Source organism: Paracoccus sp. MC1862, assembly GCF_016617715.1.
Taxonomy (GTDB): domain Bacteria; phylum Pseudomonadota; class Alphaproteobacteria; order Rhodobacterales; family Rhodobacteraceae; genus Paracoccus.
This window is the reverse complement of the sequence record NZ_CP067227.1, coordinates 21,698-43,376: the sequence shown is the minus strand read 5'-3', so window position 1 is coordinate 43,376 and position 21,679 is coordinate 21,698. Positions and strand designations below refer to the sequence as shown.

The window sequence follows — 21,679 nt, the reverse complement described above, 5'->3', positions numbered from 1 at the left end:
AACAATTCGCGGTTTCCGCAGAAGGCGGCCTTCGGGGAAAGGGGAATGGAAGCAAGCGCAATCGGGCCAGCCCGGCAGCGGTGAATTGCAGAAACCACTGCCCGAAAGGTCCTGTCCATGACCATCTCGGAAGCAGCGTCCGATCCGAGGCAGAGAGTTTCCGGAAGAATCACGCAAGTCCTCCTTGTCGCCTCAAGATTGAACGGCATCGGTCGAATGGACTGCCGGTTGTGCAGGCTGCGTTCCTGCTGCGCCCGGATGTTCCGACCAGACGACAAGCAGTGCAGCGCGCAGCTTCCAGAGGAATCTGGAGATCAAATATTCGTGATAATTGGAACTAAACTGCTATAATCTGCAAGAAAATACAGCCTGAGGCTGTGATCTCAAAATCCTGTGAGCATCCCGTGTCCTTCCCTTGGAAATGCAAGAAAAATCCCTATCCGGATATTCGAGATGCAGGCATTTTACTAGACATAAGTATCTTCAAGGTTGTCCAACCTGCTAACGCGCACGGTTGCATGGTTAATACCGCGCTCGCCTTATGCGAAAGATGACGGCGGGCAGGCCCTGAAAACGCATGTTGCAAAAAAACGGGCATGAATGCTGATGCGCAGATCATATTCGCTGTTTAACCCCGGGGGAGGGGAAAATGGTCTCGCTCGTCAAACACGATCTCGACTTCATCCTGAAGCAGATCAAGATCGCCGAAGCCCATGCCGGCGGCACGCCGCTGAACGAAATCCGCGTGAATGCAAGCGGCAACGTCGTGCAAAGCGGCGGCACCCTGGCGATCAGCCAGCCGCTGTCGCCCTACGGTCTGCGGACGGTGAACGGCAGCTTCAACAACCTGACCGAAAACCGCGACCAGTGGGGCGCGGCCGACCAGCCCTTCACCCGCGTGACCCTGCCCTACTGGCGCGACGAGCAGGACGACCAGATGCCTTTCCCGGGCTACGTCCCCGGAGACAACAACAACTACGGCCAGCCCGGCAACATCGGCGTCGTCGATGCCGACCCGCGCATCATCTCGAACCTCATCGTCGACCAGACGCTGGGCAACCCCGCGGCGATCTATGCCGGGCTGATGCATGCCGGGCTTTCGGGCACCGCGCTCAGGAATGCGCATGACGCGATCCTCGAGGCCTACGCCCCGGTGAAGCAGGCGACCGCCCTGCGCTTCGACGCCACCCTGGCCGCCAATGCGGCCGCCACCGCCCGCGACGCGGCCACCGCCGCAAGCCAGCCCGGCGCGGTCAACCCGGTCACCGGCCAGCCCTATACCGAAGACGAGAAGACGACGCTCAACGATCAGGCAACCGCGGCCGAGGACAACGCGACGGCGATCGACACGGCGGCGGACACGGCCGAGGGCGCAAAGGACGGCGCGATCGCCGCCGCCAAGGCGCTTGCTCTTTCCCACGGCATCGAGATGGACAACAACACCATCCTGCTGCCCAACGTGTCGCCCGACGAGGGCCTGTCCGCGCCCTACAACTCGTGGTTCACGCTGTTCGGCCAGTTCTTCGACCACGGGCTTGACCTTGTGGCCAAGAAGGGCGCGACCATCTACATCCCGCTCAGCCCCGACGATCCGCTTTACGACCACACGCCGGGCGCCCGCACCAACTTCATGGCCGTGACCCGGACCATGGAAGGCGCGAACAACACCACGACGCCCTGGGTGGACCAGAACCAGACCTACGGCTCGACCGCCTCGAAGCAGCTTTTCATGCGCGAATACGAGATGGTCGATGGCAAGCCCGTCTCGACCGGCAAGCTGCTGGAAGGCGAGCGCGGCCTTGCCACCTGGGGCGACGTCAAGAAGCAGGCCGCCGAAAAGCTGGGGATCGAGCTGACCGATGCCGATGTGGGCAACATCCCGATGTTCGCGATGGACCCTTATGGTGAGTTCATCCGCGGGCCGAACGGGTTGCCGCAACTGGTCGTGGGCTTCGGTGCCGACGGCAGGCTTGGCACCGCCGACGACGTGCTGGTCGAGGGCAACCTTGCCAACCCGGTGAACCCGTCCACCGTGGTGAACCCCGTCAACAACGCCGTGGGCGCGATCCGCACCGACCATGCCTTCCTGGACGACATCGCCCATAACGCGGTGCCGGTGGCCAACGCCGGCGGCGTCCTGCAGGCGGACGGCGACGATGCGGTGGGCTACAAGAACGCGAACGGATCGAATGGTCCCACCAATACGCGCGGCCAGAACACCGCCTATGACGACGAACTGCTGGACGCCCATTACATCACCGGCGACGGGCGCGGGAACGAGAACATCGGCCTTTCGGCCGTCCACCACGTCTTTCACGCCGAACACAACAAGCTGGTCGAACAGGTCAAGGCGCTTGCGCTGGAATCGGGCAATCTCAACTTCCTGAACGAATGGCTGCGGGTCGACGTGACCTCGATCCCGACCGATCCCGCCCAGATCGCCGCGCTTCACTGGGACGGCGAGCGGCTGTTCCAGGCGGCCCGCTTCACCAACGAGATGGAATACCAGCACCTCGTCTTCGAGGAATTCGCCCGCAAGGTGCAGCCGGACATCGACGCCTTCGTCTTCAACGCGTCGCTGGACATCGACCCGGCGATCTTTTCCGAATTCGCCCATGTGGTGTACCGCTTCGGCCATTCGATGCTGAACGAAACCGTCGCCCGGATCGACGCCGACGGCAACACGGCCGACATGAAGCTGTTCGATGCCTTCCTGAACCCGCTGGCCTTCGGGGACGTGCATATCGACCACGACGCCGCCACCGGCGCCATCGTGCGCGGCATGACCGCGCAGGTCGGCAACGAGATCGACGAATTCGTGACCCACGTCCTGCGCAACCAGCTTGTCGGCATCCCGCTGGACCTTGCGGCGGTCAACATCGCCCGCGGTCGCGACACCGGGATGCCGTCGCTGAACGAGGCCCGGCGCCAGTTCCAGGAAGTCGCGAACGGCGACACCCAGCTTGACGCCTATGAAAGCTGGACCGACTTCGCCCTGAACCTCAAGAACCCGGCGTCGATCGTCAACTTCATCGCGGCCTACGGCACCCATGGCACGATCACCTCGGCCAGGACGGTGGATGCCAAGCGCGACGCGGCGATGAAGCTGGTGTTCGGCGGCGACGGCGCCCCGGCCGACCGGGAGGCTTTCCTCAACGCGACCGGCGCCTATGCGGGCGGCAAGCTGGGCGGGCTTGAGGACATCGACCTCTGGATCGGCGGCCTGGCCGAGAAGAAGATGGCCTTCGGCGGGATGCTGGGGTCCACCTTCTCGTTCATCTTCGAGCTGCAGCTTGAAAACCTGCAGAACGCCGACCGCTTCTACTACCTGTCGCGGGTCCAAGGCCTGAACCTGCTGAACGAGCTGGAAAACAACTCGCTGGCCAAGATGGTGCTGCGGAACTCGGACCTGGGCGAAAGCGGCTATGCGATCCCCGGCGACGTCTTCTCGACCCCGGACCATGTCCTTTACGTGGACGAGGTCATGCAGGCGAAATTCCACCACACGGACCCGACGCATGACGACGCCTATCTTCAGGCTCTCTCGGCCAAGGTCGAGCGCCGCGATACGAACAACGACGGCAAGACCGACTACCTGCGCGTCAACAGCAACGACCATTTCCTGATCCAGGGCACCAACAATGCCGAGACCATCATTGCCGGCGGCGGCGACGACGCGGTCTGGGGCATGGGCGGCAACGACCGGATCGAGGCCGGATACGGCGTGGACAAGATCCACGGCGGCAAGGGTGACGACATCATCGTCAACTCGGGCACCGACATCGGCGAAGTGGACATGCTGCACGGCGAGGAGGGCAACGACGTCATCCACGGCGGATCGGGCCTGGCGCTGATCTTCGGCAACCAGGGCCAGGACTTCGTGATGACCGGGCCGGACGGCAAGGAGGTCTTCGGCGGCACCGGCAACGACTTCATCATGGGCGGCGAGGGCGGCGACTTCCTGCTGGGCAACGAGGGCGACGACTGGCTGGAAGGCGGCAACGGCTTCGACGTCATCGCGGGCGACAACTCGGAACTGTTCTTCAACTCGTCGATCATCGGCCATGACGTGATGTTCGCGGGCCAGAACGAACAGGATTTCGACGCCGAATCCGGCGACGACATCATGGTGCAGGGCATCAGCGTCATGCGGAACGAAGGCATGTGGGGCTTTGACTGGGCCATCCACAAGGGCAGCACCGTGGCGGCCGACGCCGACCTGCTGCGCCCGATCTTCACCACCGACGAGCAGGACATCCTTCGCAACCGCTATGACGCGGTCGAGGCGCTGTCCGGCTGGACCCGCAACGACGTGATCAAGGGCGACAACCGCGGCGCCGCCGTCGGTGATGGCGAGGCCGGGGGCAACCCGGACCTGGCCGGGGCCGAGGGCACCATGGCACGGCACGAACTGACCCAGGCGGGCGTGGACCGCATCGCCGGGATGCGCGCCCTGCTGGGTGACTGGGCGGCCGCCCCGGCCTCGGGCGACCGCGAGGAGCAGATCGCCTTCGACGACGGCAACATCCTGCTGGGCGGCGGCGGCGGCGACATCATCGAAGGCCGCGGCGGCAACGACGTGATCGACGGCGACAAGTGGCTGAACGTCCGCATCGCGATCGCTGCCGGGAACCAGAGCTACACGGCCGATGGGATGGGCGGAAAGGTCTATCTCGCCAGCGACATGGTGAACGGGGTGCTGAAGGCGGGGGCCGCGGCGCAGTTCGGCGACAAGGCACTGAACGCGCTGATGCTGGACCGGACGCTGAACCCCGGCCAGCTTTCCATCGTCCGCGAGGTCGTGCGGGACGAGGGCGCGGGCAACACCGACACCGCGGTCTACTGGGACGTGCGCGACAACTATACCGCCGCGCGCAACAGTGACGGCTCGATCAGCATCGTCCACAGCGGCTTCGACCAGGCCAACGTGCCCGCAGGCACCAACCTGGTCTCGGACGGCGAGGACAAGCTGTGGAACATCGAGAAGGTCCGCTTCTCGAACGGCAACGGCGGCACGGTGGACGTGGACATCAACCAGTTGCTGAACGTCACCGCCACCGGCGGGCCGACGATCAGCGACACCACGCCCACCGAGACGCGGTCCATCACCGCCAGCCCCGCCGGGATCGTCGATCCGAACGGAGTAGGCACCATCGCCTGGCAGTGGCAGGTCTCGGCCAACAACGGGACGACCTGGACGAACATCGCCGGGGCGACCGCGGCGGCCTTCACCCCGGCGCAAGCGCAGGTGGGCCGGCTTCTGCGGGTGCAGGCGTCCTTCACCGATAACGGCGGCTTCGCCGAAACCGTCTTCTCGGCCGCAACGGGCATCGTCGGCGACAGCATCGTCACCGGCTTCGGCAACATCACCGGGACGGCGGGCGACGACATCCTGACCCATACCGCCGCGCTGTTGTTGACCGCCAACACGCTCGACGGCGGCCTCGGCGCCGACACGATGAGCGGCGGCAACGGCAACGACACCTACATCGTCGACAACGCCGGAGATGTGGTGATCGAGGGCACCGGCGTGCTCTCGGGCACCGACACCGTGCGGACCTCGCTGGCGACCTACACGCTGGCCGCCAATGTCGAGAACCTGACCTATATCGGGAACACGGCCCCCACGACCGCCTTCAACTGGACCGGGAACGGTTCGGCCAACACCATCACGGGCGGCAACGGCGCCAACGTCCTGAACGGGCTGGCCGGCAACGACAACCTCAACGGCGGCGGCGGCAACGACTCGCTGAACGGGGGGGATGGCAATGACGCGCTGACCGGCGGGGCGGGCAACGACGCGCTTGACGGCGGCGCGGGGACGGACCGGGCGATGTTCGGCGGGGCGGCCACGAACTACGGCTTTGCCCTGAACGGGACAAGCGTCGTGGTGACGGCGCTTTCCGGCACCGACGGGACCGATACGCTGTCCAACGTCGAGGAACTCAGCTTCGGCGGCACGGTGATGACCCTGCGGCAGGGCACGACGGCCAACCAGACCCTGAACGGCGCCAACAACGTCGCGGACCTGCTGCTGGGCTTTGCCGGCAACGACGCGCTGAACGGCCTGACGGGCAACGACGTGCTGCTGGGGGATGCCGGCAACGATGTCCTGAACGGCGGCGCCGGACGGGACTTCCTGTCGGGCGGCGCGGGGGCCGACCGCTTCGTGTTCAGCTTCGGGTCCGACAGCGGGCCGGGGGCCGGGACGCGGGACGTGATCCGCGACTTCGAGGTGAACGTGGCGGGTGAGCTGATCGACCTGGCCGGCATCGACGCCCGCACCGGGGGCGGCAACAACGGCGACCAGGCCTTCACCTTCATCAACGGGGGCAACTTCACCAACGGCAATGCCAACGGCGGGCTGCGGGTCTTCCAGCAGAACGGCAACACCATCATCCAGGGCAGCACCGACAACGACACCCAGGCCGAGTTCGAGATCGAGTTGACCGGGCTTCGCACCCTGACGGCGGGCGACTTCGTCCTGTAACGGGACCGTCCCCGGCCGGCAGGCCGCAGCAGAACCGGGCCGCAGGCGTCACCCCCGACGCCTGCGGCCCGGCCTTTTTCGCGGACCCGTCCAGCCGCGGAAAAGCTTTCGTTCCCCCTTGCGCTGGGGCCATGATCCTCCATATACCATCTACATGGATGGCAAGAAGATGAATCAGAAACCTGCAAAGCTGCTCGACAACGAGAAGATCACCATCAACCTGGGCCATGTGGACCTCGGCCGGATCGACCTGCTGGTGCAGGAAGGCTTCTACGGCAACCGCAGCGACTTCATCCGCACGGCCATCCGCAACCAGTTGACCGCCGAGGCGGATGCCGTCAGCCGATCCATCGAGCGCCACACGCTGGAGATGGGCCTGCGCGACGTCACCCGCGCCGAGCTTGAGGCGGCGGTGGCGCGCGGCGAGACGCTGCACATCAAGGTGGTGGGGCTGGCGCGGATCGCGCCCGACATCGACCCGGAACTCGCCCGCGCAGCCATCGGTTCGCTGACCGTGCTGGGCGCGCTGCAGGCCCCGCCTGCGATCAAGGCGGCCCTGAAGGACCGCATCACCTGAGGGCCGAGGCCCGCGAGGAAAACAGAGACATGGACAGCCAATTCGCGACGGCGATGAGCCGGGCGCTTGAACAGACACGCGCCGGCAACCCCGCCGAAGCCACCCGGATCATCCAGGCCGCGCTGGCAGGGGGCGGGGCGCCGCAGGCGGACACCGTGGCGACAGGCGCGGCTGCCGCCATGCCGCGCCAGCCCCTGCCCGGGATCGAGGACGCCGAGGTGGTCGAGGTGCATCCGCCCCGCCAGCCCGCGCCCGGCCTTTCGGGCCTGAGCGGCCTCAAGGCTCCGCACATGCAGCAGGGCGATCTGCAGCGGATGCTGGACAACCTCGGCTGCATGGTGCCGCAAGGGCTGAACGGGCTGCCGCAGGGCCTGCCCGGCATGGCCCGCACGACCGCGCAGCCCCCTGTCCCCGAGGGCGCGCGCTACGAGACACGCAGCTTCGCCTCGGACCACGGGACGCGGGACTACCGGCTGTTCGTGCCCTCGGACCGCGATGGCGGGCCGAAGGGGCTGGTGCTGATGCTGCACGGCTGCACCCAGAACCCGGATGATTTCGCCTGCGGCACCGACATGAACCGCCATGCCGAGCGCAACGGCCTGATCGTCGTCTATCCCCACCAGTCCCGCGCCCATAACGCCCAGGGCTGCTGGAACTGGTTCCGCCCCGAGGACCAGCGCGCCGGCTCGGGCGAGGCGGCGCTGCTGGCGGCAATGGCCCAGGCGGTCGCGGCCGAGTTCGCGGTTCCCGCGGACGCCGTCTTCGCGGCGGGCCTGTCCGCAGGTGGCGCGATGGCCGCCACGCTGGCCGCGACCCATCCGGACGTTTTCGCCGCGGTCGGCATCCATTCCGGCCTGCCCCACGGGATCGCCCATGACATGCCCTCGGCCTTCGGGGCGATGCGCGGGCAGGGCGGGCGGGCGCCGCGCAAGGCCGAAGGCTCGGTCCGCACCATCGTCTTTCACGGGATGGCCGATGCCACGGTCCATCCCTCGAACGCCGAGGCGCTGGTGGCTGCCGCCGGTCCCGCCCTGCGCGGCACCGCGCGGCGCGAGGCGGGCCGGTCCGAGGGCGGGCGCAGCTACAGCCGCGAACTGGTCGAGGCCGCGGACGGCACGCCCCTGGTCGAGTCCTGGCGAATCGAGGGCGCGGGCCACGCCTGGTCGGGCGGCCGGTCCGAAGGCAGCTACACCGACCCTGCAGGCCCCGACGCCTCGGCCGAGATGGTCCGCTTCTTCCTGCAGCTGGGAAAGTGAGCGGGACGGCGGGCTGCACGTCTTGCGTGGACCTGCGGCCCGCGGTCTCCTGCCGGCGGCCGGACGCCCTGCTTGTCCGTCAGGGGCCGTGCCGCGCAGCGCCGGGCTGCGAGCCTTGCAGCCCGCAGGTCCCGTGCCGGTCAGGCATCAGGCGGCCAAGCGCCCCGATTGTCCGTCAGCGGCCGGGCCGTCGAAAGCGGGAAAGGATCTGTTCTCATCGCACCGGGACCGACCTGCCGGGCGCGCCGTCCCGGATGCGGCTTCGGCTGCCCCTGAGAGACTTGCCCTAAGGGTCGCCGCTACCGGGGAACCGGCCTTGAACGCCTCGGCCCGCGCCCGCTGGCCGAGGCACTTGCAAGGCCCGGCATCGGGACCCGAAGGGGGAAAGCGACCGGACCCCGGCCCTGCGGGGCCGGGGCGTCAAACGCAGGGATGGCAGGCCCGCGGCCTGCCGTCAGGGCGGAAGCCCCGGTCTCAGTCCACCTTGATCCCGGTCGCGGCGATGAGGTCCTGCCACTTGGCGACCTCGGCCTCCTGCGTGGCCTGCAGCCCTTCGGGCGTCGCTTCGGCGGCGGTCGCGGGGGTGGTGGCAAGATCGGCGAAGCGTTCGGTCACAAGCGGGTCCTGCAGGGCTTCCTGCAGCGCCGCGACCACGGTGTCGATCACCGGCTGCGGCATCTCGGCGGGACCGTAAAGCCCCAGCCAGACCGTCGTCTCGAAGCCTTCCAGCCCCGACTCGGCCAGCGTGGGCAGGTCGGGCAGCGAGGGCAGCCGCTCGGCGCTGGTCGTGGCATAGGCCTTGACCGCGCCGCTGCGGATATGGCTGATCGTGTTGGTCGCCTGTTCGCAGATCAGGTCGATCTGGCCGCCCAGAAGGTCGGTCAGCGCCGGGCCGGTGCCGCCATAGGGCACCATGATCATCGGCGTCTCAAGCCGGTTTTCCAGCAGCAGCCCGCAGAGATAGGACGGCCCGCCGACGCCCGCGTTGCCGAAGGCCACGTCCTCGCCGTTGGTGCGGATGTAGTCGAGCGCCTCGGCCGCCGTTTCGGGCGGCAGGTCCTTGCGGCCGACCAGCGTCATCGGCGTGTGGCTGACGACGCCGATCGGCTGGAACGCCTCGCGCGAGCCGTAAGCCAGCTTGGTGTAGAACAGGTCGTTCGTGGCCTGGGCCGAGGTGTGCAGCATCAGGGTGTAGCCATCGGCCTCGGCCCGCGCGACCTGGCCCGCGCCAATGGTGCCGCTGGCGCCGCCGATGTTCTCGATGATGATCTGCTGGCCGAGCGCCCGCGACATCGGCTCGGCCACCAGCCGCGCCACGGTGTCGGTCGGCCCACCCGCCGAGTAGGGCACCACGAGGGTCACGTTCCGGGTGGGATAGTTGTCCTGCGCCATCGCCGCCCCGGTGCCCAAGGGCAATGCGGCAAGCGCCAGCGCGAAAGACCAGTGCTGAATCGTCATGTTTCCTCCTCTTGCCTGCCGTCGGGGTGGCAGGCCCACTGTCGGGTTGTTAGCGGGCGCGGCGGCATTGCGCCACTGGGCGACGCCCGCTTGCTCTTGTCTCATTTCCCCCAGGGACGCGCTGAATCTTTGATCCCGGCAAGGGTGGTCAGGCTTCCGCCGGTATCCACGCTTTCCTCATCTGCCGGGCCTTCGAGGCTGCATTTATTCCCCTTCACGCCCCGCGCGTGGAAAGCATCGGCGCGGCCTTTTCCAGCACCAGTTCGCTGCGGGAAAATGCGATGGGGGTGCGCAGGCCGGGGATGCCCTCGGGGGCGATCTTCAGGCCCCGCGCCGCGATCTGCGGTTCCGCCAAGGCATCGGCGACCGAGTTGATGGGACCGGCGGGCACCCCCGCCTCCTCCATCGCGGCAATGATGTCGGCGCGAGGCAGCCGGGCGGTGGCACCGGCGATCAGCGGGGTAAGCGCCTCGCGGTTCGCCACGCGGGCGGGGTTGGTGGCGTAGTCGGGGTTCTCGGCCAGCCCCTCCAGCCCCAGCGCGGCGCAGAGGCCCGCAAACTGCCGGTCGTTGCCGCAGGCGATGATGACATGGCCGTCGGAGGCCGGGAACGCCTGGTAGGGCACGATATTGGGATGCGCGTTCCCCAGACGGCGCGGGGTCACGCCGCCGATCATCTGGTTCATCGCCTGATTGGCAAGCACTGCGACGCCGGTGTCCAGCAAAGACAAGTCCACCCGCTGGCCCTTGCCCGAGCGTTCGCGTTCCGCCAGCGCGGCCTGGATGCCGATGACGCCGTAAAGGCCGGTGAAGATGTCGATCCAGGCGACGCCGACCTTCTGCGGCTCGCCATCCGGTTCGCCGGTCAGGTCCATGATCCCGCACATCCCTTGGATCAGGAAGTCATAGCCCGGCTGGCTCGCCCGCGGCCCGTCCTGCCCGAAGCCCGTGACCGAGGCATAGACAAGGCGCGGGTTCGCGGCGGCAAGGCTCTCGTAGTCGAGGCCGAAACGTTTCAGCCCGCCGACCTTGAAGTTCTCGACCACCACATCGGCCGTGGCGATTAGGTCCTTCAGCCGCTTCAGGTCCTCCGCGTCCCCGAAATCGCAGGTGATCGAGCTCTTGCCCCGATTGGCCGCGTGGAAATAGGCCGCGACCCGCTCCGTTCCCCCCTCCGGGCGCGGCCGGTCAAGGAACGGCGGCCCCCAGCGCCGGGTATCGTCGCCCTCGGGGGCCTCGACCTTGATGACCTCGGCGCCCAGATCGGCCAGGGTCTGGCCGATCCATGGCCCGGCAAGGATGCGCGCCAGTTCGATGACGCGCAGCCCGGCAAGCGGCGCGCTCACGCGAAGGCCTGCAGCCCGGTGATGGCGCGGCCCAGGATCAGGGCGTGGACGTCATGCGTCCCCTCGTAGGTGTTCACCGTTTCCAGGTTCTGGGAATGGCGCATGACCTGGTATTCTTCCGAGATGCCGTTGCCGCCGTGCATGTCGCGGGCGATGCGCGCGATCTCCAGCGCCTTGCCGCAGTTGTTGCGCTTGACGATGGAAATCATCTCGGGCGCGGCCTCGGCCGCATCCAGCAGCCGGCCCACCTGAAGGCTCGCCTGCAGGCCCAAGGCGATCTCGGTCATCATGTTCGCCAGCTTGAGCTGGTAGATCTGCGTGTTGGCCAAGGGCCGGTTGAACTGCTTGCGGTCCAGACCGTATTGGCGGGCGGCGTGGAAGCAGAACTCGGCCGCGCCCATGACGCCCCAGCTGATGCCGTAGCGGGCGCGGTTGAGGCAGCCGAAGGGACCCTTCAGCCCCTCGATGTTGGGCAGCAGCGCGTCCTCGCCGACCTCGACCCCGTCCATGACGATCTCGCCGGTGATCGAGGCGCGCAGGGACAGCTTGCCCTCGATCTTCGGCGCGGAAAGCCCCTTGGTGCCCTTGTCCAGCACGAAGCCGCGGATCTTGCCGCCGTGGGCCTCGGACTTGGCCCAGACCACGAAGACATCGGCGATGGGCGAGTTCGAGATCCAGGTCTTGGCGCCGTTCAGCACATAGCCCGCATCGGTCTTCTTCGCGGTGGTCTTCATGCCGCCGGGGTCCGACCCCGCGTCCGGCTCGGTCAGGCCGAAGCAGCCGATGAACTCGCCCGAGGCCAGCTTCGGCAGGTATTTCCGCCGCTGCTCCTCGGACCCATAGGCGTAGATCGGATACATCACGAGGCTGGACTGCACCGACATCATCGACCGATAGCCCGAATCCACCCGCTCGACCTCGCGCGCGACCAGCCCGTAGCTGACATAGGAGGCCCCCAGCCCGCCGTATTCCTCGGGCACCGTCACGCCCAGAAGGCCCATCTCGCCCATCTCGCGGAAGATGGCGGGATCGGTTGCCTCCTCGCGGTAGGCGGCGATCACGCGGGGGGCCAGCTTGCCCTGCGCATAGGCGCGGGCGCTGTCGCGCATCATCCGCTCGTCCTCGGACAACTGACCCTCCAGCCGGAAGGGGTCTTCCCAGTCAAAGCGGCCAAGGTCGGGGGCGTCCTTCGGGGAAAGCGCGGGCATGTGATACCTCCATTCATTGGCGGCATGACTAGCATGGCGCGGCGACAGTCTGTAGCGATGATTACTTCTCAACCCATGAGTTTCAATCATGATCGGGACGCGCTACCAGTATACTCCCAGTATCCCCGAGCTGCGCGCCTTCGTGCTTTGCGCCCGGCTGGGGACGGTCTCGCGGGCGGCGGATGCCCTGAACCTGACGCAAAGTGCGGTCAGCCGGTCCATCCGCGGGCTCGAGGACCGGCTGGGCGTGGCCCTGTTTCAACGCATCCGCCAGCGGATGGTGCTGTCGGACGCAGGAAGGGCGATGCTGCGCGACGCGGAAGGCATCCTGAACGACCTCGACCGGACGGCGCAGATGGTCATGGCCTTCGGCGGAAACCGGCAGGTCCTGCGGCTGGCGGTGTTGCCGACCTTTGCCGCGACCTGGCTGATCCCGCGCCTCGGCGGCTTTGCCGCGCGCCACCCCGGCATCTCGCTGGACCTGACCTCGGCGCTGGGGCCGGTCGATTTCGAGGACAGCCCCTTTGACGCCGCCATCCAGCGGGCGGAACTGGCGCGGCCGGGAACGCGGGCGGTGCCGATCCTGCCCGAAACCCTGATCGTCGTGGCGGCCCCCGGCCTGCGGGTTCCCGCGGACCTGTCGGGCGTGCCCCTGATCCAGCAGGCGACGCGGCCGCATCTGTGGCTGGACTGGATGGCGGCGGCGGGGCTGAAGGCCGAGGCCGTCCGCGGCCCGCGTTTCGCCCATTTCGAGATGGTGATCGCGGCGGCCCGCGCGGGCCTTGGCGCGGCGCTGCTGCCCGACATCTTCGCCCAGCCCGACCTGGAACGCGGGACGCTGGCGCAGGTCAGCCCGATGTCCCTTGTCGGCCCCTCGCCCTATGCCCTGATCCACCCGGACCGCCCGCCGCAGGGCACCCTTGCGCTGTTCGCGCAATGGCTGGAAACCCGCCCCGGCATTGTCCCGCCCGCGGCGTCGTGACGGCATGAAGATGCGAGACCGGTTCACCGGGCCGGTCCACTGCCTGCCGGTGCATGGCGCCCGCTGCCCGCAGGCGCGACCGCGCGGCAGTGATCGCGGCAACGGCGATGCGGGCGGGGGAAAGTCCCTTCTTCACCAGCATCTCGGCCGCATCCTGATGGAACGAACCGAGGGCGTTGCCGCCGGAGAGGCAGAGCCGGTGATCGCGCGCTTCAGACGCCGCTGCATCGTCGTGCCCTTTGTCTCACTTTGAAAAAATCAGTGGCCTGTGAAGTTTATTGTCCCCCCGGGCGCCGGTCAGGAACCGTGATCCGGGAAGCGGGCTTCCCTGCCAGACCGGGGCAGCGCGGGCCTTCAAGCCAGTTGCCGGCAACCGCTCGCGACAGGAAGAAACGAAAGATGAGTTCTGATTCTGCCCGACCGATGACGATTCGTGCGGAGCGAACTTGACCCGAGGGCACGGGAAGACTGGCCCACGAACCGGCTGGAGGGCTTCGCCGACCGGCTGATGCAGGAACGGCCGGGGCTGCAGGACCGGGCTGCTGCTTCGGCGCGCCGGGCGGCTTCCTGCGCCGGCTTCGGGACGGCGCCTGGCTCGGCCATGTGGCGGGGGCATGCTGCACGAGGGCCTCGGCTTCGACTGGTGCGGCATGGCCGCGGTCCTGAATGTGCAGGAGGACCACATCGGCCTGAAGGGCATCGACAGCATCGAGGACCTCGCCCGCCTCAAGTCCATCGTCACCGAATCCGTCCACCGCAATGGCGCGGGCATCCTGAACCCCGACGATCCGCTGACCGCCGCCATGCGCCGTCATGCCGGGGATCGGATCGTGTTATTCTCGCTGAAGGGCGGCAAGGACATGCCCGCCTTCCCGCGCGAGCATGTGGCAGGGGCGGCATGGCGGTGGTGCGCGATGGCGCCGTGCCGGTCCTGCGCCGCCACGGCGAAAGCCGGCGGCTGAGGTGGACGGCCGACATCCCGGCCACCATGGACAGGATGGCCGGGTTCAACGTCCAGAACGCCATGGCGGCGGCCATGGCCATTGCCCATGGGGTGGAACCCGGGGCGGTGGCGCGGGCGCTCTTTACCTTCACCACCTCGTTCGAGCAGTGCCCGGGCCGGTTGAACATCCACGACAGCCACGGCTTCCGCGTGATCCTCGATCACGCGCACAACCCGGCCGGGCTGGCGGCGCTCGGCAAGGTCGTGACCGGGCTCACGCCCCGCCATCCGCGTTCCATCGGCATGATCAACATTCCCGGCGACCGCCGGGACGGGAACATGCTGGCCCGGGACGCGGCCGGGGCGGGCTTTCCGCCCGAGCGGACGCACCGCGTGTCCGACGAGGACCCGGCGGCTGGCGAGGACTGAAGGCCCATGCGATCCACCGGAACCGGACATTCCGCAGAAGAGGTCGAAGCAATCAGGAGCAGTCCGATATGGGCGATCATCGTGCATGGCGGCGCCGGAGAGATCGAGCCGGAGAAGGCGGAGGCCAACCGCTCGGGCTGCCTGCGGGCGCTTGCCGCCGGGCAGGCCGTGCCGGAAGGCGACGGAGGCGGTCGAGGCCGCGATCCGGGTGCTGGAGGACGACCCCACCTTCAACCCCGGCCATGGCAGCGACCTGAACGACGCCGGAGAGGTCGAGATATGCGCGGCTGGATCAGCACCTTGCCCTTGGGCTTGCGCCACCAGACCGCCATCAGCCGCGACCGCAAGAGGAGAGCTGTCGTTTATGCGCCCCTGCAGTCCGGCCCCATGTGCCTGTATGGGACCGCTGCGCCGGATGGCTCCGCTGTGTCCAGGGGGCGTCCGCGCCGCCGGATCGGACGGCTGCGTCAGGCCCGCTCAGAAGTCCCAATAATCCGTGCGGGTCTGATGGAAGCTTTCGTCCCTTCCGTTCACCTCGCCGTTCAGCACCACCTCGTCCACGTAAAGGTTGCGGTCGCGGTCCGCCGAACCCTCGTAGCGGTCGTTGAGGAAGGTGATCGCCACCCGGTCCGAGCCGTCGAGGCCGAAGTCGCCGCGGAAGACGAAGCTGTCCCACTCGCCTGCAGCCCGGTCGGCCGTGACCGTTGTCGAGGCGGAAACCACCCTGCCGTTCACGCTGAGTGCGAATGCCGGATCGCCCTTGAAGCTGTCGCCGCTGACCTTGACGACAAGGGTATCCTCGCCCCTTGGCCCCTCGGGCGGGGCTGCGGCCGCGCCGTTGGCCACCAGCCGGAAGTTGTCCAAAAGCGCGCCATGGCCATCGCCGGCCTGCGAGGCAACCTCGCGGATGGTCAGCCGGTCGGTCCCGGACTGGCCCGTCACGGTGGCGGTGAAGCTGCCCCAGTCCTTGCCGGGCTTGGCGACCGCCACCACCCTGTCGTTCCAGACCACCTCGACGTCCTGGGTCCAGACAGCCCGGTCGGGCCGCGCCCGCAGGTCGAAGCCGAGGCTGTAGGACCGGCCCGCGGTGGCCTCGATGTCCTGAAAGAAGCCATCGCGCCCGCCCGCGAAGTCGAGTTCAAGGAAATTGACGCCCTCCGTGGCCCGGACGCCCTTGTGGTTGTTCCAGACCTCGATCCGGCCCCCTGTCAGCGCCGTCCAGCCCTGCAGCGACTGGAACGCGCCATGCTGGTCCGACCCCACGCCGGCCGTCTCGAACGAGCCGTTCACCAGCAGGTTTCCACTGGCCGGGGGCGGCGGCAGCGGAGGTTCCGGCAGGGCCTCCACCTGGCCCGTCGCCACCAGGCTTTCGAACCATGCCCGGGCCATGCTGGCGTATCCCGCCGCATTCATGTGGACGCCGTCCGGCGACAGGCCGGCCGTGGTCACGCCGCTGTCCACCAGGGTCACGCCGAGCGCCCCGTATCCCTCGGCCACCATGCGTTCCAGCCCCTCGTTGAAGGCGCGGATGGTGTCGTTGTTGGTCCGGCCCGGATCGCCGTCCGCCGCCCAGATGTCGCCGCGGACCGGCGCCAGCGTCATCAACTGGACCATCGGGCTTGCCCCCGATCCCACGATCTGGTCCAGCAGGACCCGCATCTCGGCCAGCATCGTCCCGGCACTGTCGCCAAGCCGGACGTCGTTGGTGCCCAGGTGGATCAGGACAACATCGTCCGGGGTCATGCCGGCCTGCTCGATGAGGAACCGGACGGCTGTTCCTGACCCCGAGTCGATGGTGTGGCTGTAGCTTCCGTCCCGGTCGCGGATCGCCTCGTTGACCGGGCGGGTGAACCAGTCGATCATCTTGCCCGGATAGCCATTGTGGTCGGCGTCGCCGATGCGGCCGTCGCGATCCAGCCCCACCAGGTCGAAACCCAGCTTGCCGCCGCGCAGCATGTCCTGCAGGGGGCCGCGATAACCCCCGGGGGAGGAAAGATTTTCATACATGCCGTAGGTGTTGGAATCCCCGAAGGGCATGATCCTGGTCATCGTTCGCATCCTCCCGAAGTTCATTCCGAAAGCATCGGCGATATCCTGCCAACCCCATAGCAGAATTCCGCCGGGCAGGAGCGTGCCGCAGGAATGCAACAAGCGGGAGACGGACTGCCCGGCGATCGCCAGCGGAACCGGGCTGAAGAACCTGGATGAGATGGCCATCGCTGCCGCTCTCACCGCCTTTGTCGCGCGGCGTGCAGGCTTGTCCCGGGGCGGGCGCTGCTGCCTGACGCCGGCGAAACACCTTGTTGTCCCGGCGCTTACCGGAGATTCGGTGTGGACAGGGATTGCCGATGAGATCGGGGTTGCCGTTCAAGGCATCCGGTGATTGCGTTCGGGCAACTGCCAGGGCCAATGTCGTGGACGGGGTGATCCGGTGCCAAAGGCAGCAACCCGTCAGGCAGGGTGCGACCCGCTCTTTCCGGCAGCACCTTTCACGGTGCGTTGCGTAACATTTGATCGGTTCCGCTGTCACGGGATTGCGACTATGCGGGCCGGGACGGAGGCCGCGCCAAACATCGAGAAAACAATCTCTTGGCGCTGGTGCTGCTTGTATGCTTGGTTGCCCGGTCGGAACGAAGGCTTTTCAATGGTTCAGAAATCACCCTGCGGGAGGCCGGGCCGGACATCGTCCGGGCCAGGAGCGTCCTGCGTCCTTTTCACCAGAGGCTGAGCACCGGCCTGTCTCGGCGCCCATAGCCGGTTTCGGATATCAACACCCTTCCCCTGCCTTCGTATCGCCCGCGCAGGACGGCGTGCAGGACATGTCCCACAAAGAGCAGATCGGATGAAACAAGATAACAGCATCCAGAACTCCGGCTTCCTTTCGGGCGGCGGCGAGCTTGGCGAACGCATCCGCGCGCTCGACTGGGCGGGAACGCCCCTCGGCCCCATCGCGGGCTGGCCGCAGACGCTGCGGCTGGCGCTGTCGATCTGCCTGCATTCCAGCTTTCCGACCGCGATCTACTGGGGGCCCGATTTCCGCCTTCTTTACAACGACGCCTGGTCGCCGGTCCCGGGCGAGCGTCACCCGGCCGCCCTGGGCCGGCCCGCGGCCGAGGTCTGGTCCGACATCTGGGACGTGGTGGGGCCGCAGCTTGCGCGGGTGATGGAAACGGGCGAGGGCTTTTCGACCTTCGACCAGATGCTGCCGATGGTCCGGCATGGGGTCCGGCGGGAAACCTACTGGAACTACAGCTTCACGCCGATCCGGGACGAGGACGGCGCCGTGGTGGGCGTCTTCAACCAGGGCCATGAAACCACCGCCGCCATCATGGCGCACCGCGACGCCCATGCCGAGATCGACCGGCTCGGGCGTCTCTTTGCCCAGGCCCCGACCGTCGCCGGCATCCTGCGCGGCCCCGACCATGTGATCGAGGTCGTCAACCCGGCCTTCAAGGAAATGGTTGGCCGGACAGACATCGAGGGGATGACGGTCGCCGAGGCGCTGCCCGAGCTGGTGCCGCAGGGCTTCCTGACCCTGCTGGACCGCGTTCTGGCGACGGGCGAGCCCCATGTCGGCCGCGCGGTCCCGATCACCTTCCGCGGGCTGTCGGGCGAGGGGCCGCAGGAACGCGTCGTCGATTTCGTCTACCAGCCCCTCGGCGGTCCGGGCGGGCTGGTGCAGGGCGTCTTTGTCCAGGTCACGGACGTGACCCATGCCGTCCGCGCCGAGGCCGCCCTGCGCGAAAGCGAGGCGCGCTACGCGGCGATCGTGAATTCCATCGACCAGATGATCTGGTCGGCCCTGCCCGACGGCAGCCACGATTACTTCAACCACCGCTGGTATGACTTCACCGGCGCGGCGCCGGGGACCACCGACGGCGCGGGCTGGAAGGAGATGTTCCACCCCGAGGACCAGGAACGCGCCCAAGCGGCCTGGATGCACTGCGTCGCGACGGGCGAGCCTTACCATATCGAATACCGGCTGCGGCACCGCTCGGGCCGCTATCGCTGGGTGGTGGGGCGGGCGCTCTGCATCCGCGACGCCGAGGGGCGGATCACCCGCTGGTTCGGCACCTGCACCGACATCCACGACCTCAAGGAGGCCGAGGCCAAGCGCCGGCTTCTTCTGCGCGAGATGGACCACCGGGTGAAGAACCTGTTCGCGGTCGCGCTGGGGATGGTGTCGATGACGGCGCGCGGCGCGGCGTCGGTCCCGGCGATGGCCGAGGCGCTGCGGGGCCGGCTGGGGGCGCTGGCCAAGGCCCATGACCTCATCCGTTCCGCCGTCGGGGGCGAAACGGGCAAGGGCCAGATCACCCCGCTGCACGAGTTGATCGAAAAGATCGCCCGCCCGCATCTCGGCACGGATGGCGGGGACCGGATATCCTTCGACGGCCCCGAGGTCATCCTGGGGGAAAGCGCCTCCGTGGGGATGGCGCTGATCTTCCATGAACTTGCGACCAATGCCGCCAAATACGGCGCGCTGGCCACGGCCGAGGGCCGCATCACCGTCACCTGGTCGGCCTCGGCGGAGGAACTGGCCCTGGTCTGGAAGGAAGAGGTCGGCGGCGCGGGGATCACGCCGCCGGACACCCAGGGTTTCGGCAGCCAGCTTGCCCATGCCACCGCCACGGACCAGTTCGGCGGCGCGATCAGCTTCGACTGGCAGCCGGGCGGCCTTGTCATCGACCTGAGGGCGCGGCTGGATCACCTGCAACAATGACGGCCGGCCCGGCGGCGGACAGCCGCCGGTCCTGTTCCGCTTCATCCACGTCCTGCGATGCGGCTGTCCGGCATGGGCACGGACACCGTTGACGAGGCTGAAGGCGGCTTCAGGAAGCACTGCCTTGGGATGGATTCCGCAGGCCCGCGTCAGCGCCTTGCACACCGCGACAGGCGCCAGGCTGCCGCCCGCCTCCGGCCTTTGATCGCCGGTTCGCGAGCCATGACGCTTTCAGGATCGGCCAGCGCATCATCCTGACCGATGCGTTTGCATCCCTTGGAACGATCCCTGATGCGGGCACGCAGGCAGTTGCCCGAGGGCCGCCTGAACGGCCTGATGGCGGCAGGCCGGACGTGTTCCCAAAGAACAAAGGGGCGCAAGCCGCCGTGGGCAGAGGCCCGATCTTCCCGAGGCTCGGCCGGACATGATCCCGCTCTGTTCCGGGCGGGCAAGGCGGGAAGCGCCCCTGCCGCTACGCCCTGCCCTTCAGCAGCCTGTCGATCCCCGACATCGCCGCATCCAGTTCCGACATGATGCGGTCCAGCCGGTCCTCGTCGAACTGTTCGCGCAGCCGGGACGGATGCTTCCCCCTTTCCCCGAGCCGCTCGGGCGCCCCGTGCGGCCTGCGGACGCCGGGCAGGGGCGTCATGCGCGCGGCCAGCGAGGGAAGCGCCCAGAAGCGCGCCGCGCGCCGGGCCATGAGGTTCACGAGGCAGCCCGCCTCGACAAGCTCACCGATCAGGGCAAGCGCCGTCCGGCGGGTCACGCCCAGGCGGTCCACCACCATCGCCGAGTTGATGACGGGCTGCAGCTTCAGGAACTCCACCAGGTCGGCCCGCCGCGAGCGGCCATGCGCGGTGGCGGCCATGGACTGCAGCCGCGCCAGTTCGTGGCGCAGGCTGCCGAGGTGGCCGAGATCATGCGACAGGCTGCGGGACGCGGCCTCAAGGAAGGCGGGCAGGCCCGAAAGCGGCGACCATTGGCGAAAGCCGTTGCGGGTCAGCGCCACCGAGGGCGCAAGGACCCAGCCTGCCTCGGCCGGCATCAGCAGCGCCTGCGCCCCGGCGTCCTCGGGCTGGGGGCGGGGCGCTTGCGGCGACAGCCCGCGCAGGTGGCGCGCGGCGCCCTCGACGGCCATGAAGACCAGCCGCTCGGCCGCCGGGCTTTCGCGGCGCGAGCGCAGGGCGTAATCCGCCGCCGCCCGCCAGCCCGCGAGGATCGGCACCTGCCCCCAGGCCCGCCCCGCCTCGGCCACAAGCGCCAGCTCGGCATCCTCCAGCCGGTTCGCGGCTTCCCCGGCCCGGCCGACGGGTGCCGCCGCGGCCTCGATCCGGCGGAGCGTCTCGGCCGGCGCGGCGAAGGGATCGCCCGGCCGCCGGGCGACCGAGAGGATCTTCAGCGCCATGCCGGTCGCCCGCGCGTCCTCGGCGACGGCGATGGCGCCGGTCAGGCGCAGCACCATCCCCGGGGTCGTGATCCTGTCCCCCTCCAGCCCGACCGAGGCTGCGGCTTCAAGCAGGCTCGCCTCGGTGCGCCACAGCCGGGCCAGCGCGGGATCGGCCAGAAGGATGCCTTCGAGCCGCCCGGCGAGGCTCTCGGCCTGGAGGATGAGGGGGACGCTATCCAGCTGTAATTATGAACTTTTCAGGTATCTTGTTTCACATAGCACGGGTTGTCTCTACTTGCAGGGGCGTTTTTTGTCCACGCCACTACAACCGACCCGATGCGGGCCTTGCCGAGACCGGTCCTGTCACCCGCCAGCCGGAAAGATCATGCGAAATCCCCTGCCCTGCCGTGATCCTCGCTGCCGCAAGGCGAGGATGCGCGGCAAGTGATCCGCCTTGAACACGCCTGCAAACGGCCGTTTCCTCGTGCCTTGTCGATTTGCAAACCTCGTCCGGAACTGGCCGTCTGCAGGCATGAAATCCCCGTTCACCCCGCAACAGGGCAGTTCCGGCGCTTCTTCCGGCCAGGCTCTGCGTCACCGCGGCTCACGCGGGCGAGAGGCGCCCCACGTCGTTCTTCGTCCCCATGAGCGGACGGACCCCGGCCTTCGCGGCAGGGGGCATCCCCCCGCACTTCCCGGAACCACCGCGGATGTGCCATATGCCGGACGATCGCACCGCCGATCATCCCTTGCCGAAGGCCACCATGAAGCCATGACAGCAGCGGCGCGCAGGGCAGGACCGGAACGGACAACCCCGGCCGGGCCTGCGGGTGGCGACGCCCGGCGGCCTCCCTCATGCTGATCAGCTATGCTCGGGTTGT

Annotated in this window: 15 protein-coding genes; 10 read left to right on the top strand and 5 right to left on the bottom strand. The window is 68.1% G+C overall.

Features of this window, described 5'->3' with window-relative positions; translation table 11 throughout:
* The first annotated feature begins 649 nt into the window (after positions 1–649).
* The 3 genes from JGR78_RS17080 (at position 650) to JGR78_RS17070 (ending at position 8,323) form a co-directional block, all read left to right on the top strand.
* A complete protein-coding gene (locus JGR78_RS17080) occupies positions 650–6,490 on the top strand; it encodes a peroxidase family protein (RefSeq protein ID WP_182804557.1) in 5,841 nt (1,946 codons plus the stop codon).
* Positions 6,491–6,659: 169 nt separating this feature from the next.
* Positions 6,660–7,067, top strand: coding sequence for a CopG family transcriptional regulator (locus JGR78_RS17075; RefSeq protein WP_182792870.1), 408 nt, complete (start codon positions 6,660–6,662; stop codon positions 7,065–7,067).
* Between the two features lie 29 nt (positions 7,068–7,096).
* Positions 7,097–8,323, top strand: a complete 1,227-nt coding sequence (locus JGR78_RS17070) for a PHB depolymerase family esterase (RefSeq protein ID WP_182804559.1) — start codon at positions 7,097–7,099, stop codon at positions 8,321–8,323.
* Between the two features lie 474 nt (positions 8,324–8,797).
* Here JGR78_RS17070 and JGR78_RS17065 read toward each other — a convergent pair whose 3' ends face one another.
* The 3 genes from JGR78_RS17065 to JGR78_RS17055 all read right to left on the bottom strand — a co-directional run bounded on the left by JGR78_RS17065 (position 8,798) and on the right by JGR78_RS17055 (position 12,334).
* Complete coding sequence (locus tag JGR78_RS17065) at positions 8,798–9,781, bottom strand: tripartite tricarboxylate transporter substrate-binding protein (RefSeq protein ID WP_182804561.1); 984 nt, start codon at positions 9,779–9,781, stop codon at positions 8,798–8,800.
* A 214-nt stretch (positions 9,782–9,995) separates the two neighbouring features.
* Positions 9,996–11,126: a CaiB/BaiF CoA-transferase family protein gene (locus tag JGR78_RS17060; RefSeq protein WP_182804563.1), complete on the bottom strand. Its 1,131-nt coding sequence runs from the start codon at positions 11,124–11,126 to the stop codon at positions 9,996–9,998.
* Positions 11,123–12,334, bottom strand: a complete 1,212-nt coding sequence (locus JGR78_RS17055; RefSeq protein WP_182804566.1) for an acyl-CoA dehydrogenase — start codon at positions 12,332–12,334, stop codon at positions 11,123–11,125. Before JGR78_RS17055 ends, JGR78_RS17060 begins: the two co-directional genes overlap by 4 nt.
* 88 nt (positions 12,335–12,422) lie before the next feature.
* Here JGR78_RS17055 and JGR78_RS17050 point away from each other — a divergent pair, with 88 nt between their 5' ends.
* The 5 genes from JGR78_RS17050 to JGR78_RS18665 all read left to right on the top strand — a co-directional run bounded on the left by JGR78_RS17050 (position 12,423) and on the right by JGR78_RS18665 (position 15,181).
* A complete protein-coding gene (locus tag JGR78_RS17050) occupies positions 12,423–13,316 on the top strand; it encodes a LysR substrate-binding domain-containing protein (protein ID WP_182792875.1) in 894 nt (297 codons plus the stop codon).
* A 10-nt stretch (positions 13,317–13,326) separates the two neighbouring features.
* On the top strand, positions 13,327–13,569 hold the full coding sequence (locus JGR78_RS17045; protein ID WP_182792876.1) for a hypothetical protein: 243 nt from the start codon (positions 13,327–13,329) through the stop codon (positions 13,567–13,569).
* A 361-nt stretch (positions 13,570–13,930) separates the two neighbouring features.
* Positions 13,931–14,278, top strand: coding sequence for a Mur ligase family protein (locus tag JGR78_RS17040; protein ID WP_182804570.1), 348 nt, complete (start codon positions 13,931–13,933; stop codon positions 14,276–14,278).
* Positions 14,215–14,688 (top strand): hypothetical protein, encoded by a 474-nt coding sequence (locus JGR78_RS17035; protein ID WP_182804572.1) that lies wholly within the window; start codon positions 14,215–14,217, stop codon positions 14,686–14,688. The genes JGR78_RS17040 and JGR78_RS17035 overlap by 64 nt, the downstream gene beginning before the upstream one ends.
* An 85-nt stretch (positions 14,689–14,773) precedes the next feature.
* A complete protein-coding gene (locus JGR78_RS18665) occupies positions 14,774–15,181 on the top strand; it encodes an isoaspartyl peptidase/L-asparaginase (RefSeq protein ID WP_370576538.1) in 408 nt (135 codons plus the stop codon).
* Here JGR78_RS18665 and JGR78_RS17025 read toward each other — a convergent pair.
* Positions 15,166–16,737, bottom strand: coding sequence for a carbohydrate-binding domain-containing protein (locus tag JGR78_RS17025; RefSeq protein ID WP_182804574.1), 1,572 nt, complete (start codon positions 16,735–16,737; stop codon positions 15,166–15,168). The genes JGR78_RS18665 and JGR78_RS17025 overlap by 16 nt on opposite strands.
* On the opposite strand from JGR78_RS17025, the gene JGR78_RS17020 reads away from it, so the two are divergent.
* Both JGR78_RS17020 and JGR78_RS17015 read left to right on the top strand, forming a co-directional pair.
* The gene (locus JGR78_RS17020) at positions 16,724–17,071 is read left to right on the top strand and encodes a hypothetical protein (protein ID WP_182804577.1); all 348 of its coding nucleotides are present in this window, start codon (positions 16,724–16,726) and stop codon (positions 17,069–17,071) included. The two genes, JGR78_RS17025 and JGR78_RS17020, sit on opposite strands and share 14 nt — an antisense overlap.
* A gap of 459 nt (positions 17,072–17,530) precedes the next feature.
* On the top strand, positions 17,531–19,411 hold the full coding sequence (locus JGR78_RS17015; RefSeq protein ID WP_182804579.1) for a PAS domain-containing protein: 1,881 nt from the start codon (positions 17,531–17,533) through the stop codon (positions 19,409–19,411).
* A 472-nt stretch (positions 19,412–19,883) separates the two neighbouring features.
* On the opposite strand, the gene JGR78_RS17010 is transcribed toward JGR78_RS17015, so the two are convergent.
* A complete protein-coding gene (locus JGR78_RS17010; RefSeq protein WP_182792883.1) occupies positions 19,884–20,873 on the bottom strand; it encodes a hypothetical protein in 990 nt (329 codons plus the stop codon).
* Positions 20,874–21,679: the final 806 nt, after the last annotated feature.